Annotated in this window: 18 protein-coding genes and 1 pseudogene; 4 read left to right on the top strand and 15 right to left on the bottom strand. The window is 60.4% G+C overall.

What is annotated here, in order from left to right:
* Positions 1 to 116 precede the first annotated feature (116 nt).
* The 3 genes from J0H39_22850 to J0H39_22840 all read left to right on the top strand — a co-directional run bounded on the left by J0H39_22850 (position 117) and on the right by J0H39_22840 (position 2,522).
* A complete protein-coding gene (locus tag J0H39_22850) occupies positions 117 to 509 on the top strand; it encodes a copper-binding protein (protein MBN9499603.1) in 393 nt (130 codons plus the stop codon).
* A gap of 118 nt (positions 510 to 627) precedes the next feature.
* A complete protein-coding gene (locus J0H39_22845; GenBank protein MBN9499602.1) occupies positions 628 to 2,055 on the top strand; it encodes a multicopper oxidase family protein in 1,428 nt (475 codons plus the stop codon).
* 23 nt (positions 2,056 to 2,078) lie between these two features.
* Positions 2,079 to 2,522, top strand: coding sequence for a CopG family transcriptional regulator (locus J0H39_22840; protein MBN9499601.1), 444 nt, complete (start codon positions 2,079 to 2,081; stop codon positions 2,520 to 2,522).
* Positions 2,523 to 2,719: 197 nt separating this feature from the next.
* Here the strand turns inward: J0H39_22840 and J0H39_22835 are convergent, their stop codons facing one another.
* The 15 genes from J0H39_22835 to J0H39_22765 all read right to left on the bottom strand — a co-directional run bounded on the left by J0H39_22835 (position 2,720) and on the right by J0H39_22765 (position 15,761).
* Positions 2,720 to 3,193: a DUF411 domain-containing protein gene (locus J0H39_22835; GenBank protein ID MBN9499600.1), complete on the bottom strand. Its 474-nt coding sequence runs from the start codon at positions 3,191 to 3,193 to the stop codon at positions 2,720 to 2,722.
* Between the two features lie 59 nt (positions 3,194 to 3,252).
* Positions 3,253 to 4,191 (bottom strand): copper homeostasis membrane protein CopD, encoded by a 939-nt coding sequence (gene copD / locus J0H39_22830; protein MBN9499599.1) that lies wholly within the window; start codon positions 4,189 to 4,191, stop codon positions 3,253 to 3,255.
* Positions 4,191 to 4,553, bottom strand: a complete 363-nt coding sequence (gene copC, locus J0H39_22825) for a copper homeostasis periplasmic binding protein CopC (protein MBN9499598.1) — start codon at positions 4,551 to 4,553, stop codon at positions 4,191 to 4,193. Before copC ends, copD begins: the two co-directional genes overlap by 1 nt.
* Positions 4,554 to 4,582: 29 nt before the next feature.
* Positions 4,583 to 6,454, bottom strand: coding sequence for a DUF4396 domain-containing protein (locus J0H39_22820; protein ID MBN9499597.1), 1,872 nt, complete (start codon positions 6,452 to 6,454; stop codon positions 4,583 to 4,585).
* Between the two features lie 170 nt (positions 6,455 to 6,624).
* Positions 6,625 to 7,740, bottom strand: coding sequence for an OpgC domain-containing protein (locus J0H39_22815; protein ID MBN9499596.1), 1,116 nt, complete (start codon positions 7,738 to 7,740; stop codon positions 6,625 to 6,627).
* 86 nt (positions 7,741 to 7,826) lie between these two features.
* Positions 7,827 to 8,804: an FkbM family methyltransferase gene (locus tag J0H39_22810; protein MBN9499595.1), complete on the bottom strand. Its 978-nt coding sequence runs from the start codon at positions 8,802 to 8,804 to the stop codon at positions 7,827 to 7,829.
* Positions 8,805 to 8,873: 69 nt separating this feature from the next.
* A complete protein-coding gene (locus J0H39_22805; GenBank protein ID MBN9499594.1) occupies positions 8,874 to 9,179 on the bottom strand; it encodes a copper-binding protein in 306 nt (101 codons plus the stop codon).
* Positions 9,180 to 9,191: 12 nt separating this feature from the next.
* Positions 9,192 to 10,292 carry a GNAT family N-acetyltransferase gene (locus J0H39_22800; protein MBN9499593.1) on the bottom strand — a complete coding sequence of 367 codons (1,101 nt, stop codon included), beginning with the start codon at positions 10,290 to 10,292 and terminating at the stop codon, positions 9,192 to 9,194.
* A 5-nt stretch (positions 10,293 to 10,297) separates the two neighbouring features.
* The gene (locus J0H39_22795; GenBank protein ID MBN9499592.1) at positions 10,298 to 10,780 is read right to left on the bottom strand and encodes a cupredoxin family protein; all 483 of its coding nucleotides are present in this window, start codon (positions 10,778 to 10,780) and stop codon (positions 10,298 to 10,300) included.
* Positions 10,781 to 10,827: 47 nt separating this feature from the next.
* Entirely contained in the window at positions 10,828 to 12,207 is a 1,380-nt protein-coding gene (locus J0H39_22790) for a copper oxidase (GenBank protein MBN9499591.1), read from the bottom strand.
* A gap of 11 nt (positions 12,208 to 12,218) precedes the next feature.
* On the bottom strand, positions 12,219 to 13,685 hold the full coding sequence (locus J0H39_22785) for a TolC family protein (GenBank protein ID MBN9499590.1): 1,467 nt from the start codon (positions 13,683 to 13,685) through the stop codon (positions 12,219 to 12,221).
* A gap of 9 nt (positions 13,686 to 13,694) precedes the next feature.
* Complete coding sequence (locus tag J0H39_22780; protein MBN9499589.1) at positions 13,695 to 13,988, bottom strand: hypothetical protein; 294 nt, start codon at positions 13,986 to 13,988, stop codon at positions 13,695 to 13,697.
* A gap of 78 nt (positions 13,989 to 14,066) precedes the next feature.
* On the bottom strand, positions 14,067 to 14,474 hold the full coding sequence (locus J0H39_22775) for a hypothetical protein (GenBank protein ID MBN9499588.1): 408 nt from the start codon (positions 14,472 to 14,474) through the stop codon (positions 14,067 to 14,069).
* A gap of 214 nt (positions 14,475 to 14,688) precedes the next feature.
* The gene (locus J0H39_22770; GenBank protein MBN9499587.1) at positions 14,689 to 14,916 is read right to left on the bottom strand and encodes a metal-sensitive transcriptional regulator; all 228 of its coding nucleotides are present in this window, start codon (positions 14,914 to 14,916) and stop codon (positions 14,689 to 14,691) included.
* A gap of 536 nt (positions 14,917 to 15,452) precedes the next feature.
* Positions 15,453 to 15,761, bottom strand: a complete 309-nt coding sequence (locus tag J0H39_22765; GenBank protein ID MBN9499586.1) for a cytochrome b/b6 domain-containing protein — start codon at positions 15,759 to 15,761, stop codon at positions 15,453 to 15,455.
* Here J0H39_22765 and J0H39_22760 point away from each other — a divergent pair.
* Positions 15,753 to 16,179 (top strand): annotated as a pseudogene (locus J0H39_22760) (rubrerythrin). The gene J0H39_22765 and the pseudogene J0H39_22760 sit on opposite strands and share 9 nt — an antisense overlap.
* Positions 16,180 to 16,230: the final 51 nt, after the last annotated feature.

Raw genomic sequence — 16,230 nt, 5'->3', positions numbered from 1 at the left:
CAAGAATTGCGCGCCGGAAACGGCGGCAATGGGCGCGAGGACCATCCTCGTGGGATCGGTTCATTCGTTCCGAGCCCTGCGCTCAACAACCGTCACACCAGAACAGGAGAGTATCCATGCATTTCATCGACAGCCATCACCGGGCCAGCCGTGCCGGAGTTATGACCGCCGCGCTGCTCGGCGCGGCACTGACGCTGCCGGCGGCAGCCGCGTTCGCTCAGGGAAGCGCGGGCATGTCCGACATGAAGAAGATGCCGCCGATGAGCGACGCGAAGGCGGCGACGACCGCGACCGCCACCGGCACGATCACGGCGCTCAACGCCGCCGACCACAAGATCACCTTCGATCACGGTCCGATTCCCGCCATCAACTGGCCCGCCATGAAGATGGAGTTCGCCGTTGCTCCGTCGGTCGATCTCGCGAAGGTGAAGACCGGCGACAAGGTCAATTTCACCCTGAGCGGCTCCGGCGGCACCTATACCGTCCAATCGATCATGCCGATGCCCTGACGAACGTGGCGGACGGAACGAATTGGATCCGGTCCGCCACAACGAGGGAGGTGTTGACGAAGCACCTCCCTTCCCGATCACGGTACGGGACGCCGCGTTTATGGAAAGCCGATTTGCAATGTCTTCACTCGGTAGTCCAATTGTTGATCGGCGCGCGTTTTTGCTGGCGGGTGCTGGCGCCGCCGCCGCCGGACTCTTGCCGCGCTCCGGACGCGCTGAAGCACCCTGCGCCGAGTACAACCTGACCGCAGCGAGCGCGCAGTCACCGATCCTGGGCGCATCGCGTCCCTGGACGGAGGTCTGGAGCTACAATGGCAGCATTCCGGGTCCGGAGATCCGAGTCCGTCAGGGCGAGCCTGTTCGTATCAACGTGCGCAACGGTCTGTCGGAAGAGACGACGGTCCATTGGCACGGCATACGGCTTCCCAACAACATGGACGGCGTCCCGGGCTTGACGCAGCGTCCGATCGCTCCTGGCGAAACCTTCACGTACAAATTCACGCCGCCGGACGCCGGAACATTTTGGTACCACTCACACAGCAACAGCTTGCAGCAACTCGGCCGGGGCCTCACTGGTCCATTGATTGTCGAGGAGGCGGAACGTTATCCGGTCGATCGCGATCTGGTCTGGATGTTCGCGGATTGGCGGCTCACCACGGATGCGCAGATTGCATCCGGATTTGGCAACGCCATGGAAGCCGCGATGTCCGGTCGTGTCGGCAACACCGTTACGGTCAACGGCGCTATTTCGAGCGGCGAACAAGTCCACGCCGGGGAGCGGATCCGCCTGCGGCTGATCAATGGCGCGCTTGCGCGCATCATGGCGCTTCGTTTCGAAGGCCACCGTCCGGTGATCATCGCCGTTGACGGCCAGCCCTGCCAACCGCACCAGCCCCCCAACGGCCGGCTCTTACTGGGGCCAGCGATGCGCATCGACATTGTGCTCAATTTGCGAGGAAAGCCCGGCCATCATTATGCCGTCCGCGACGATTTCTACGAGAATCTCGCCTATACGGTCACCCATCTCAACTATAGTGCAAACGCAGCGTTGCGCACCGCGCGCGACGACAACGACGTCCCGCTTCCGGGCAATCCCCTGCCCGAACCGGATCTTCAGGGCGCCGAACCGCATCAGATCGTCTTGCAAGGCGGGATGATGGGCGGCGGGATGATGCATGGCATGGGCGGCATGTCCGGAATGGCGCACGACGCGAGTTGGAGCATCAATGGCCACTCCATGATCGGAGACGGCCAAGCGAGCATGCCCTCACTCCTGACGCTGCCTCGGGGACGGAGCATCATATTGAAGATGCAGAACAAGACCGCGTGGTGGCATCCGATGCACCTGCATGGCTACAGCTTCAAATTGTTGCGCCGGAACGGGACCCCTGTTCCGCACCGTCAGTGGGGCGACACCGTGCTCATGGCGCCGAAAGACAACGTCGATGTCGCTTTTGTCGCCGACAATCCCGGCAAGTGGATGCTGCATTGTCATATCACGGACCATCAGGTGTCGGGAATGATGTCCGTCCTGGACGTGAGATGAAATCCCGAAAGAGGAGAGCGACCATGAACAGACGAATCTTTTGCTTAACGACGGCCGCCGCGCTGGTCGGATTGCCGCTGACATCTCGTGCGGAGACGCTCCATGCCACCTTGTACAAAAATCCCGATTGCAGCTGCTGCGACGGCTACGCTGCCTATCTGCGCGAGAACGGATTTGCGGTGGACGTCAAGCCCACCAATGACCTCGCCCAGATCAGTCTCAACGCCGGGATCCCGGAGAACTTGCAGGGGTGTCATACCATGTTTATCGATGGCTACGTCGTTGACGGACATGTGCCGGTCAAGACGATCCGGAAACTGCTGACCGAAAGGCCCGCGATCGCTGGCATCACCCTGCCGGGGATGCCGACCGGGTCTCCGGGCATGGTGGGCCAGAAGAGAGGACCGTTTACGATTTATGCCGTCGCCAAGGATGGGACGGCGCCAACCGTTTTTGCAACCGAATGAACAACGGAGTCGACGCTCCACACGTCCGGGATTTCTTGGATTCGGACGTTCAGATCAATGAACCCATTCAGAGACATCCGATCATACTCGGGGCGTCAAACGATCGGTGCCGATATCGTCGACGCTCCCTTGAACCCGCGCAAAATTGACGTCGTTGCCTGAACGGATTTTATGTGAGCAATCCCAGGGCGATTAAATCAACCGACGGGGCGCAGGCCTTCGAACTCCATGAAGGTACGCCGACCATCCGGCCCGAAGAGAACGACGGCGTATCGTTCAAGTGTGCCGCCCTCCATGCCGGGCGACCCCACCGGCATTCCCGGAACCGCCACGCCCGTAGCAGCGGGGCGTTCTTTCAACAGACGCTGGATGGCCGCCGCCGGAACATGTCCCTCGATGACATATCCGCCCGCTTCGGCCGTGTGGCATGCGGCCAGGTCGGCCGGGACGCCAAGACGCTTCTGGATGTCCTGAAGGTTTCTCTCTTCCTGAACCGTGACGTGAAATCCCGCGGATTCGAGATGGCGCACCCAACCGGTGCAGCAGCCGCAATTCGGGTCCTTGTGGACACGAATGACAGGGCTTTGTGCGGCCACGGAAACCGTCGGAGACATCAATGCCGCCGCGCCAATTCCGAGTGCGCTCCGCCGCGATACGTCAGATGTGTTCATCTTGATCCTCCTTCCAAGCCTATCGCCTTCATCGCCGATCCCTTTGCGTGAATCCATTGTCACGGCCCGACCACGGCCGGCTGCATCGTGCCAAGGATACTTACCGCCAGGAGAACCATCCACCCCAAGACCTGTTCTCCGAGCACATGGTTGCGCAGCCTTGCAGACCACATTGCCAATTCCTCGGCCGCGTCTGTCCGGACGTTGCGCATCGACGGCACGAGCCAGAACCGGTTTGCGACCGCCAGCGCGAGCATTCCACCGAACAGGGCAAGCTTCCCGAGAAGGATTTGGCCGTACGGCGTGTTCAATCCGGACAACGATCCGACCAGGAACCAGCTGTTGACGAGGCCCGACCCAATCAAGGTGGCAACCGCGATATATCCCGTGCCGGAGAACCGCATCAGAATTCGATCCATGTCCTTCGGTCCGACGTTCAGGTCCGTCCCAAGGTAACGATGCAGGATCAGGGCCAGCGGAATGAGACCGCCGAGCCAAGCCCCAGCGGCGAGAAGGTGCGCGGCGTCGGCAACAACGTGAATGACGCCTGCCCACCCTTCCTCGATCTGGGCGTGACCCGTTCCGGCCAGAGATGTCAAAAGAAGCGCGGCCAGGAGCGGCATCATCCAATTGAGGCGATGCGCCGCCGCCTTCGAACGGATACCCCATGCCGCCACGCCAACCGTGAGGACGGCAAGGAGCATGCGCAGCGTCCAGACGTGACCGAAACCCGTGTCGTGGACGACCGCCCAAACCGTCTCCACATCGGCGAGATCGTTCATGCTGCCGCTCATGTTTGCGGCCGTAAACGCGAACCAGCAGAGGCCGCTCAACAACGCTGCAACGGCGGTCCACAACAGCCACCTTTGCCGCCAGTGACTCAAGACTTCAGGTTCGGCTCCCGCAAACGCATAAAGCGGAAACAACGACAGCCCCGCGAGGGTGATCGTCGTTGCATAATGCAGGAGCCGCGCGATGATGAGTCCGACCTCGATCATCAGCGGGTCACGCTGAACGAATAGGTCCCCTTGACGCGATGGGTATCGTCCGAGACTGCGTGCCAATCGACCTTGTACTCGCCGGAAGACAATTCCTCTTTGACCGGCACCACCAATCGCTTCTTGTCGGCCGGATCGACCGTAGACTTCCCGGTCGTGATCGTCCGACCCGCCTTGTCCTTGATTTCGATGCCGGAGAATTTGGGTATCACCACTTCATTGAAAGTGATCCTGATCTGCTTGGGCGACGACGTCGTTGCGCCAGCAGCAGGTTCGGACGCCTCGAGTTGCGGATGAGCAAGAGCTATTCCGCTTGAAAAGATTACTGCGATCAATCCCATGGCCGTTGAAGTCTTCGACATTTGTTTTCCTGTTGCGGTGAAGCGGAAGCTCATTTCACGTCGAGGACGAGCATCAGGCCTCCGCCGCCCTGCTGCTCGACATTGTTGTTCGCCGTGTGATGCGGGATATGGCAATGCACCAGCCATTTGCCGGGTTTGCGGGCCGTCCAGACGACATCGTAACGCTGGCCCGGCCCGACGTTGACGGTGTCCGCCTGATACCGGGCGCTTTCGTTAAGAGTCACACCATCGACGGCAACGACCTCGAACGGCCCACCGTGGACATGCATCGGGTGCACGAAATTGTTGTTGGTGCCTATGAATCGCAGCTTGATGGTCTGACCGACCTTCATCGGTACCGTGTCGGTGGATGGATAGGCCTTGCCGTTGATGGTGAAATAGTTCGGCAACGCCCCCTCCATTAGCATGGCCGGATAGGTCAGCCACTCGCGTTTGAGCCATTCCTGTAGCTGTATCGTGTAATCGAGGTCGGCCTTGACTTCGGCACTGGGGTCCTTGGGCGCGATCAGCAGCGCGCCGTAGAGTCCGAGCGCCTGCTGCCGATCCGGATGATCGTGGCTGTGATAGAAGTACGTGCCGCTTTGTCCAACCGTGAATTCGTAAGTGTAGGACCCGCCCGGGGGCACCGGATCCTGGGTGATCTTCGCCGGACCATCCATTTCGTTGGGTACGATCAGGCCATGCCAGTGCACGGTGGTGGATTCCGGAAGATTGTTGTGGAAGTTGATGCGGACGTGATCTCCCTCGGTCATCTGTAGTCGGGGGCCCGGCACCTGATGATTGTAGGCGTAGGCATCGACCGCGACGTCGGGCAGGATGTTCCAGCGGATGATAGAGGCTTCGATGTCGAAGATTTTGACGCCGTTCTCAATCCGCGGTTGCAGCACCTGGTCGCCCTTTGCATCGCGCGGAGCAATGTAGGTAACCTGTCGTGGCTTCACCGCGGCCATGTCCTTCATGGCCTCGCCCGGAAGGTCGAACGTGTTGATCATGCCCGGCGGCATGATGGAGGCATCGACGTCGCGGGCGCTCAGGCCCAAGTTCACCGAAAATCCCGGCACCACCATTCCGGAGATCAGAAGAAACGAGGTTACCCCGGCCAATGCCACCAACTGCGGGACGGTGGCCTCGCCGTCCATCCGGTGACCGCCGCCATGCTGCATTCCGCCGCCGTGATGTCCGGCATCATGCTGCTCCTCATGCCCTTCGTGATGCGTCCGCGATGCCGCGTCCCCGACCCGCTCGGTCATCAGACCGTGCTTGATCTTCTTCTTCACCATCCAGACGTTGAATGGATACGCCGTCGCAAACCCGACCATCACTCCCAACGACATCACGCCCCAGAACACCAGTTCAAGTGGGTCCATGGCGCGCATGTCGCGGCCCATCATCAGAAAGCTCATCGTCGGCGCCATTCCCGCCATCATGGCATTCATGCTGATGAACTCGGGCATGAAGCTCTTGCGCACGTTCTCCCAGTACGTTCCGCCCATCATCTTCTTCATGAACAGGGACTGGAAAATGAAGAGGCCGAACGAGAACCCGGCAACGTACTCGACGATCAGGTCGATCCACATCGGAAGGCCCATGAGCGCCGTTATTGTGGCCGCGAGGATGATCCCCGTGGCATCGCCGGCGACGCAATGGATGGTGCTTCCGATCCCCTGCTTCCAGAGCGGCGACGTGAACTGCTCGTGCTCACCAGGATGCGGCTCTTTGTCCGCCAGCACGTAGATCAGTAGGCCGAACGGCCCCATGTAGAGCGTGACGAGGATGAAGCCCCACTTCATGACCGTCGGTTCGGGATTGCCGTTGAACTGGTCGAATGCAACGTACGCTGTGGAGGCGGCCGCGATGACGAACCAGGCGATCAGGAAATAATCATAAGGAAGTGCAATCATGGAGACCTCACTCGCGTACAATCGCTGCCGCGTTCAGCGATCGCAGCATCGCCTGCGGCTTGTTGCGGCGTTGCCGTCTCAACGCCTGAGCCGACTTATCGTTCTTCGCGAGAACGAAGCCGCAATCGCGCGGCGTGTGAATTTGTCCCTCGTCATTGAACGTTCTCCTTTCAGTCGATGGCGGCGCGCGTAACCGGCGCCTTGGGGGCGCGAGCATCAAGCGTTCGGGACCATGTCCGATAGAACGCCACGGCCGTCATCAGCAGAAGTCCGCCAACACTCACCCCGATTTGGGTAAGCAGACGGTCCGAATACATCTCCAGAATGAAATGCCCGACGAACGACAGGAAAATTCCTATGCAGAACACCTCCAGCGACCTCTGACCGCATACGATGATCGGACGCGCCAGCCTCGAACGAAGGCCGTTCCAGTCTCGCGGAACGACACGAACCACGATCACAGCAAGCGCCAGAAAATGAAGGATTCTGTAGGGGGCAAGATTGGTTTTTTCGCTGAGCACATCGAAAACAGGCGACAACGACGTCGATAGACCGAGGCGAGCGCCGACCGTTACAACGAATGCGAAAACCACGAAAGCCACGCTCGCGATCAGGACTGTTCGGGTCCGAGCCAACGCTTGCGCCCGGGCGGCGCCGCCCAACGCCGCCCATGCTCCCATCGTGAACAGAAGCTGCCATGTGAATGGATTGAAGTACCAGCCGCCCGCGGGATAGGCAGGAAAATTCCAACCGAAATGGCGGGCCAGCAAATAGACCGCGATTGCGGCAGCCAGCGCCGTATTCGGAGTCCGCATCATCAGCATCAGCAACGGGGCAAAGCCCGCCATCAACACGATATATAAAGGCAGGACGTCCAGATTAAGCGGCTTGAACTGGAGAAGGAGGCCGTGTGTGAGCGTCGCCACCGGCCGCTCTATAAGCCCGGCCACGTTGAACTCATCCAGCAAGTGGGAATGTCCGTAGTCCTGCGCCACGTACCCGATGGCCGCGGCGTAGAACACGAACAATAGGACATGCGCCACATACAGCTGCCACACCCGGCGGATCAGCAAGGCCGTCCCCGCGAGATATCCCTGCGCGGCCATCCTGCGTGCGTAGATGAACGCTGCGGTGTAACCGGAAATGAACACGAAAACGTCCGCGGCATCGCTGAAGCCGTAGTTTCGCGTGGTCACCCATGCCACCGTATTGTTCGGAATGTGGTCAAGGAAGATCGCCCAGTTCGCCAGTCCGCGGAACAGATCCAGCCGCAAGTCGCGCCCCAAGGATGATGATCTGCGTACTCCATGGCCTTCGACCGTGCCTCCGCCAGGCGAACCTGCATTCGGTGCGCACCGCATGTCGCCCTCGGTCATCGGCGAATCCATTGCGCAGACTGCAATCGGTCTTCCCAAACCGGGCTTCGCGTGGCGAATACGTTGTAGCCGACCCAACGATATCGCTTCACGCGATCCAGCACCGCCGGACCTTCGACGCGAACGAAACGACAATCGGCGGGGTCGAATATGTAGAGCCTCAACGCGGCCTCATTCATCAAATGATACGAAACACCGTGCGCCCGATCCGAGCCGTGATCCTCGCAGATCAAAAGCGAATCTCCGGACAACAAGTTCTTTGCGCCTTCGATTGCTTCGATCTCAACCCCTTCGACATCCAGCTTGATGACCGTCGGCGCCTGTGCATCGAGGACGCTGCCAAGTAGGCCGTCGAGCGAGACTCGTCTCACCGCTCCGTGATCGTCATCCGCAACCGCATAAGTCGAAAATGCCTCATGTCGTCGTCCCGCGACACGCACGAATCCGCCTGTGCTGCCGCCGATGGCCGCGTTCACGCAGCGATACCGGTTACCATTCAATCCGGCGTTCAATGTGAGCCGCGCGGCGTTATCGGGTGAGGCTTCGATCGCCAGGACGGTCTGGCGGCCGAACGGTTCGCTCGATGCGAGAACCGACCAATAGCCGAAATTGGCCCCGCAATCGACGAAGCTGTACCTGATGTCGGCGACGCTCTTCAGAAACGCCTCGATCTCTTCTTCGTAGTCGTATCGACCGTTGAGGATTCGGCTCCAGTATCGATCACAAAACGGAATCGCAAATCTTGCATCTGCATTCAATCCAACGACGATGTCGCGTTGCGCGACGGCGCAGGAAACCACGTCGCACCCCCATCCGTAACCGCGGTGACCGAAGGGCCGCGTAACAACGGAGCCGATCTGCAGTGCGTAGACCGCCATTTGGTCGACCAGGCTTGCCCCACTTAGGTTGCCGCTCTGGCGGTCGTAGAAAAACTCTGCATTGGCCCCATTGTTACGACGCAACGATCCCTCCATCATAAAACTCCTGCTCCGCCGCATTCGACGCCGCCGAACCTGAGGCCGACGGCGTCGAAAAGCCGGGTGCTATTTCTGCTTCTCGATCTTGGTGACGGTGATGCCAGCCGTTGCCCGTTCGGCCTGGAATTGCACCTTGTCGCCGACCTTGACCTGTTTGAGCATCGCCGGATCCTGAACGCGGAACACCATCGTCATGCCGTCTTCGTCCATGTCGAGGTTCTTGATCGGCCCGTGCTTCAAGGTGATCTTGCCAGCGGACTCGTCGATCTTCTTGACTTCGCCCTTGGCCATGTCGGCCTGCGCCATTACAGCGGCAGACGACAAAGCGAAAGAGATCGCGAGAATTCCCGCTATGAAGTTGCGTTTTTTCATTTTCACTCCTCTTCAGTTACTTCGCCTTCCCTCGGAAGGCCTTCTTTCACGCTGCCAGCGCTGGATCCTGTTGCGCGCGTCACGGAGGGCGAACAGTCCTCCCACGACCACGCGCGCGGTCACGTCGGGGCAGTAGTGAAATTCCCGGACGGCAAGCAGAACGCCACGTTTGCCCGCGAGTCCCTTTTTGAATTGCCGGATTCCCGGATCGCCGGGCCCGCCGAGTTCGTACCAGCGCACCTTCGTGTTCTCCCGCAGCCAGCGCATGACGTGCCATTGCAGGACGTAGCCGGCGTTCAGTGTGGTCGCCTCGTCGCTCGTCGCACCGAAGACGTAATAGGCGAGATCGCCCACGACGCTGAATGCGATGCCGCCGATCGGCTTTCCGCCGTGATACGCCAAGGCAATGCGCATCTTCATTCGCTCCGGAAGCCGCATCAGGTCCGGAATGGATGCGGGCAGATCGACGCCCGGATAGTTCAGGTTCTTGCGCCGAACCATCTCGGCATAGACGTCCTGGAAGGTCTTGATGTCGGCCGGAGCGTCACCGATACGAACGTCAAGGCCGTGCGCAAGACCCTTGCGGAGATTGTAGCGCCATCGCTGATCCAGGCTTTTCTGCTGCTCCGCCTCGTCGAGCGACGCATCGACGAAATAGCGGTCAAGCATCGATGACTTGGAGTCCGTAAGACCCATTTCGGTCAGAATTTGCGCTTCGATCGGATAGAAGTCCGGATGGGGACGCGGACGGAGGACGAGGTAAAGCTTTCGCCGCCGACAATATTCGTCCACCAACGCTCCCACCACCGTCCGGTAGCGCCCCGGGTCGGGAGCAACGTCAAAGGGGCGCCAGAAAGGCGCGAAGCGCACGAGCGCCATGCCGCGGCCGAGATAAGGCACGAGATACAATCCGATCCGGGCACCTGCGACGGGAGTGCTCTCGCGTCGCAGCAGAATATGGCTCGATCGTTCGCCCCGTTGTCCGGAGCCGTAGATTGCCGTCTGTTCGTAGTGGACGTCGGCAAACGCACCCATCGCTGCGTGCCAACCGTCGTCCGGCACGCAGTCGATTTGGCATTCGTCCAAGGTTTCTCCTTGCGCGGCAAACATCATGCGAGTCACTTGACGACGACCGTGCCGATCATCCCCGCTTCCCGATGTCCCGGGATCAGGCATGAATATTCGAATTCTCCTGCTTTGGTGAATCTCCAGACGATTTCGCCCGTCTTCTTCGGCGCGAGGCGCTTGCCGTTCGGATCATCGTGTTCCATGTCGGGATTCTTCTTCATCGACTCGGCATGCTTGAGATTTTCGGCAGTGGTCGCGAGAATGAATTCGTGGTCGAGTTCGCCGTTGTTGCGCAGCATGAACTTGATCTGCTCGCCTTTTTTGACCTCGATCTTGTTCGGCGTGAACGTCATCTTGCCGTCGGCTTCGCCCATCGTCACTTGAACGATCCGTGCTGGTTTGCTCGCTTCGCCCGGCTCACCAGCCGAAAACGTGTCGTCCTGATGTCCGGCAGGCCCTGCCCCGGCCCATGCCGGCGCCGCCAAGAGCAGCGTTGCAAATAATGCGATGCCAGTTCGATGCAGTTCTTTCATGTCGCGTCTCCTTCGTTCGGTTGAAACATTCGGTCTGAACCTCGCGCTCACATCCCCTTCATCTTCATGCCTTTCATTCCCTTCATGCTTTTCATCTCCGTCGCCCCGCCCTTGTCTTTGCCGCCGTCCTGCCGGGCAGGCTCCGCAGATGGAGCATCGACCTCATAGGCGACGGTGCCCTGCGGATTTTTGTAGGGACCGGGGTCGCTGTAATCGTCGCGCGCCATGCCTTCGCGGATCTTCATCACCGTGAACATGCCACCCATCTCGATCGGCCCGAATTGTCCGGAGCCCGTCATCATCGGCAGCGTGTTGTCCGGCGCGGGCATTTCCATCTCGCCCATCGCCATGCCCGTCGAACCCATCACCATGGCGTCAGGTGCGAGCTTGCCGACCGCTTTGGCCAAATCCTTCTTCGAGACGCCAATCATGTTGCGCATATCGTGTCCCATGGCGTTCATGGTGTGATGCGACTTGTGGCAGTGAAACGCCCAGTCGCCGGGATTGTCGGCGACGACGTCGAACGCACGAACCGCGCCGACAGGTACGTCGGTCGTCGTCTCCGGCCATTGCGCGCTTTCAGGAACCCAGCCGCCGTCGGTGCAGCTGACGGCAAAGTGGTGGCCGTGCAGATGGATGGGATGGTTGGTCATAGTGAGATTGCCGATGCGGACACGAACCTTGTCGCCAAGACGGACCGGCAACGGATCGATCCCCGGAAACACCCGGCTGTTCCAGGTCCACATGTTGAAGTTGGTCATCTCGTTGACCTTCGGCAGATAGGTGCCGGGATCGATGTCGTAGGTGCTCATGATGAAGACGAAGTCGCGATCCACAGGACGGAACGCCGGGTCGCGCGGGTGCACGATGACCATGCCCATCATGCCCATCGCCATCTGCACCATCTCGTCGGAGTGCGGGTGATACATGAACGTGCCGCTGTTCTTCATCTCGAACTCGTAGACGAAGGTCTTGCCGGTCTTGATATGCGGCTGATTGAGACCGCCGACGCCGTCCATGCCGTTCGGCACGATCATGCCGTGCCAGTGCACAGTCGTATGCTCGGGCAGCTTGTTGGTGACGAAGATGCGGACCTTGTCGCCTTCGACGGCCTCGATCGTCGGGCCCGGCGCCTGGCCGTTGTAACCCCACAGATATGCCTTCATGCCGTCGGCGAACTCCCGCACCACGGGCTCCGCGACGAGATGGTATTCCTTCCAGTCGCCGTTCATCCGCCAGGGCAGCGACCAGCCGTTCAGCGTCACGACCGGTCGATAATCCGGACCGCTGGTCGGATGCAGCGGCGGCTGCATCGTCACCTTGTCCATGATCGGCGCTTCCGGAATGTTGGCCGCCTGGACACGACCGCTCACGGCGCTGGCGCTCATCAGCGCTGCGGTACCGAGAAATCCTCTTCGCGATAGCATGCTCGTCTCCATCAATGGCCGCCGCCACCGCCCGCTTGGGCGGTGGTCGTGGGGCGGGATTCCTTCTGAGTGTCTCCAGAGCCGCCACCGTTGATGGCGGTCTGCAGGTCGGATTGCGCCAACCAAAAGTCGCGTTTGGCTTGGATTCCGGCGCGCAGCGAGGCGATGCGTTGCCGTGCCTCGGTCAACAGGGCGAAGACGTCGACCTGCATGCTGCTGAACCGTAGTTGCATCTCCTCGGTGATAATTTTTCGGAGTGGCAGAACCTCGCGCTGGTACTGTCCGGCGATCTCGTAGGTCGAGCGGTAGACGCGGTAGGCATCCCTTGCCTCCGAACGCACGTTGACGGCCTTCTCCGTCAGCCGATTAAAGGCCTGGTTGTAGGTCTCGCTGGCCTGCCGGACCCGGACCTCACCGCCATCGAAGATCGGAATCTGGAATTGGATATCGAAGCCGCGCTCGCGAAACCGGGAGCCATCGGGATCCCTGGTGGTCTTCGCAATTCCCGCAACATCGAGCAGTGTGACGAAACGGCTGGCTTCCGTCAGATTGAGCGCCTTCGCGAGCGCAACGAGTTCGATCCGGGCAATCTGCAGGTCGATCCGATGCGTCACTGCATCGACCTCGATCAGAGGCAGCGCAGATGGGCGGCGCGGCGGCACCGGGAGTGCCTTCGGAAGCCGGAAGGCAAGGCCTCCGTCCCAAAGGCCCAGGAGTCGGGCGAGCCGCTCGCGCGAGCTGGTCGCCTCCTGACGCGTGGAAGCGAGATCCGCGGTCGTCTCTGCGTAGAACACCTGCTCGCGGGCTTGATCGAGTTTGTTGAGCGAACCGGTTTCGCCAAGCTTCGAAGCCAGCTTGGCGGTGGACTCCGCCGTCGATTTCGCGTCGGTCAACAAACCGACCAATTCATTGGCGGCAACCGCACGGTAATAGAATCGCCGAACATCGGACGCGAGCCGCAGCGTCTCCAGTGCGGCCCGTAGTTGCGCCTGCCGGAACCGTTGTCTTGCGATCTCCGAGCGGAACGGCAGCGTTGCCAGCGCGAGAATGTCGCCGACGACTTGACGCTCAATCTCGACCGTGCCGCCGCCCGCGATCCGCGAGATCGAGAAGGTCGGGTTCGGCGGCAGACTCTCCTGAACAAGGTCTGCTTCCGCCAGCGCCAATTCGTTGTAGGCCGCCTGCAGCCCACGATTGTTGAGCAGCGCGATCTGAACCGCGGTTTCGACGTTGAGCGTCCGGTGCAGCAGGCGCTTGACGCTGTCGTCCGCCCGTTGCGCGTCGTCCACCGAGCGGATCGCGATCACGTCCTTCTTGATCGTGTTGCTGGCGATGTCGGCCACGGCCGTCATGCCGCCATCAGGCGAAAACGTGGCGCAGCCGGAAAGCAAAAGCGAGATCGAGACTGCCAATATTGCACGATGTCTGCGAGCGACTGGGAGCGAACGGCGATGCCCGACGTAGTCGATGTTTGTCATGGGACGCTCCTATTGCCCGGACTTCGGCGTCGGAGTGACGCGTTGGTTCTGTTCCTTCCAACCGGACGGCACCGTCGGACGCAGGCTGCTGTAAGGCGCTATGCTCGACCGGTAGCCGACGCCTGCGACCTTCGCGCCGGGATCCGCGGGATCTTTGCCGACCAGCGGCGCAGTAGGCAGCACGCAGCCGCCGAGCATCATGGCCGCAAAGGCCAGTCCCGCGAATGCTCCAAACCTGATTTCGAATAGTCTGCCCACCACCGAACCAACGGCGGCGGAAGTCGCCCCAATCTGCGCTGACATAATACTTTCCTGAACTGACGATGAACTACAGGTGCGCGTACCCTGAACGGGCGCAGCACCGCGTCACACTTGGTCAGATCAGGAAATGGGGGGGCGATAGCGCTGTGGGGGCGCGTTGTCGGTCAGCTTCCGGTAGCTTTCGGCCTCGCGCACGGCCTTCGGCACCAATGGCTTTGCCACGTCGACGAGCGTCGCAGGAAGCGCGGTGACGCACATCAGGCCGCAGCATTTTCCGTCCGACGAATGCGGTGCCTTCGCGGGGCTAGAGCCGTCATTCAACGCGATCGGATTCGCGTGATGCTCCCCTGCGGCATGCGCATGGCTTTGGATGCCGGAGTGATCATGGAGATGTCCGTCCTTGTGGACATGCGGCACGATGCCTTCGTTGTGCACATGGACCACGCCGGGCCCTTGATCGTCGTCGGTCAGACAATAGGGTGTGGCATGACCGCCGGGCAACGCGAAGGAGATCGTCGGGGCCAGCACGCAAAACAGATAGGCTAGGGCAACCAGCCATCCTGCCCTCCTGCCCTCAACCGCTGCGTCCTGGTAAGGCCGACGAACATTCCGCGTCAATACTTTCGATTTACCCAGTTAGGATTCGGAAACATAGCCGCGAAAGCTCCGGCCGCCAAGACGGAACCGGACCGGATGATCATCGTTCCGCACGTCCTATGACGGCCATCAGTACCGCAATCTTCTAGCGCTGATTCGCCTTGTCGCCACTCGCGGTCGCATGTTCGACGCGGTGCGAGACGTGATCCTTGACCTCCTCCTCGACGCGCCGCAGTGCGGCCCGGACGGCGGATATCTGCGTCACGATGTCGATGCAGTACCGTTCCTCGTCGACCATCTTGGACAAGCCTCGCACTCGTCCCTCGATTGGGCTCAGGCGTTTTTGACAGGACGTCTTGATGTCTTTGCACATTTCCATATGCCCCTACAGGTATGGGTTGCGGCGAGACGTCATTTCTGTTCGGCTGGTTGCCGCACCAAGTTCGCGGCCACGCCGCAACAGTGTCTCGACAAGTCCGTGACCCTACGGTCGGCGGACGTTCCCGAGGGCACCATCTGCACCTGCCCGATGCATCCGAAGATCCGGCAGATAGGCCCGGGTAGCTGTCCCATCTGTGGAATGGCGCTGCAGCCGACATGACCCGTCTCCGCTGTGCGATTATCCCAGGCACTGACTGAGGCTAGATAGGTTCGCTACAAAATTGGAAGTGAGCCGGTCGGGCCATTTGCGCCTGGCCGAGTTGGGGCGTATCGGCGCGGCGTTGGGTCGCGCGCGTCGGTCGGGCTCCTCTTCAAAAGCTTCCGATCTTGCCCGTCGCCATCCATAGCGATGAGACTGGAGAAAACTACCTATGCGAGAAGCATCAGCTGCGCAGCGCGATTCTTGAAATGCCGGTAATTCATCGGTTTCGAGGTAGACCTGCGGCGGAAGTACGCGCTCGCGTAAATTCAAGATCGAAAGGTCCGGGCGAGAGGAAGCATCCGTTGCATGACCCGGTCTCTAATCAGAAACAGATGTATCAATACCGCCGCGACGTGAATTACGATAGTGATGAGCAAGCCCCATTCCGCGATTTGATGCCAACCGCCGATCACACGACCAACCGTAGCGTCGGAATTGGTCAGCATCGGTAGCGGCACCGCAAATAAAAACGAAATGTGCCAACCACGAAACGATGCGAAGAACCAACCCGTCAATGTGGTGATAAAAACCAGCGCATAGAGCAGCCAATGCGAACCTTCCGAGCCAAGGGGCACGAAGACATTGCAGCGAAGCTCAGCGACACACTTCTAACCCCGGACGTCCGCGCGGAGGAAGACAAAACCAGCAAGCGCATGTTCGTTCTGCAATACGTGCAGCCCGGTCTCGCAGGCCTTATGGATGGCTCGGTGTCGACACTTGCGCCGCTTTTTGCGGCGGCTTTCGCCACCCATCACAACTGGCAAACGTTTCTAGTAGGTCTGGCGGCGTCGATCGGAGCGGGTATCAGCATGGGCTTCGCCGAGGCGCTATCCGACGATGGCTCCTGCGGGCGCGGTCGTGTTCGTCGAACTTTGGGCTATAGCGTACGTGCGTGCGAAATACATGGATACGCCGTTCCTCCAGGCCGCTTTCCAGATCGTACTCGGAGGGACCATTGTCTTGGGTGTGGGTATCCTCATTGGTGGCGCCTGACCGGGAAGTCTCCGCGAGCAATTTGTTGCCTGCAGCATTGGCGAACGCGAC

It is taken from the genome of Alphaproteobacteria bacterium, from assembly GCA_017308135.1.
In the GTDB taxonomy this organism is placed as follows: Bacteria; Pseudomonadota; Alphaproteobacteria; order CACIAM-22H2; family CACIAM-22H2; genus Tagaea.
This window is presented reverse-complemented; position numbering and strand designations above follow the sequence as displayed.

Excerpts from the sequence above, each read along its gene's own strand:
- J0H39_22850 (MBN9499603.1), top strand. The coding sequence starts at position 117 with ATGCATTTCATCGACAGCCATCACCGGGCCAGCCGTGCCGGAGTTATG.
- J0H39_22845 (MBN9499602.1), top strand. The coding sequence starts at position 628 with ATGTCTTCACTCGGTAGTCCAATTGTTGATCGGCGCGCGTTTTTGCTG.
- J0H39_22840 (MBN9499601.1), top strand. The coding sequence starts at position 2,079 with ATGAACAGACGAATCTTTTGCTTAACGACGGCCGCCGCGCTGGTCGGA.
- J0H39_22835 (MBN9499600.1), bottom strand. The coding sequence starts at position 3,193 with ATGAACACATCTGACGTATCGCGGCGGAGCGCACTCGGAATTGGCGCG.
- copD (MBN9499599.1), bottom strand. The coding sequence starts at position 4,191 with ATGATCGAGGTCGGACTCATCATCGCGCGGCTCCTGCATTATGCAACG.
- copC (MBN9499598.1), bottom strand. The coding sequence starts at position 4,553 with ATGTCGAAGACTTCAACGGCCATGGGATTGATCGCAGTAATCTTTTCA.
- J0H39_22820 (MBN9499597.1), bottom strand. The coding sequence starts at position 6,454 with ATGATTGCACTTCCTTATGATTATTTCCTGATCGCCTGGTTCGTCATC.
- J0H39_22810 (MBN9499595.1), bottom strand. The coding sequence starts at position 8,804 with ATGGAGGGATCGTTGCGTCGTAACAATGGGGCCAATGCAGAGTTTTTC.
- J0H39_22805 (MBN9499594.1), bottom strand. The coding sequence starts at position 9,179 with ATGAAAAAACGCAACTTCATAGCGGGAATTCTCGCGATCTCTTTCGCT.
- J0H39_22800 (MBN9499593.1), bottom strand. The coding sequence starts at position 10,292 with ATGATGTTTGCCGCGCAAGGAGAAACCTTGGACGAATGCCAAATCGAC.
- J0H39_22795 (MBN9499592.1), bottom strand. The coding sequence starts at position 10,780 with ATGAAAGAACTGCATCGAACTGGCATCGCATTATTTGCAACGCTGCTC.
- J0H39_22790 (MBN9499591.1), bottom strand. The coding sequence starts at position 12,207 with ATGCTATCGCGAAGAGGATTTCTCGGTACCGCAGCGCTGATGAGCGCC.
- J0H39_22785 (MBN9499590.1), bottom strand. The coding sequence starts at position 13,685 with ATGACAAACATCGACTACGTCGGGCATCGCCGTTCGCTCCCAGTCGCT.
- J0H39_22780 (MBN9499589.1), bottom strand. The coding sequence starts at position 13,988 with ATGTCAGCGCAGATTGGGGCGACTTCCGCCGCCGTTGGTTCGGTGGTG.
- J0H39_22770 (MBN9499587.1), bottom strand. The coding sequence starts at position 14,916 with ATGTGCAAAGACATCAAGACGTCCTGTCAAAAACGCCTGAGCCCAATC.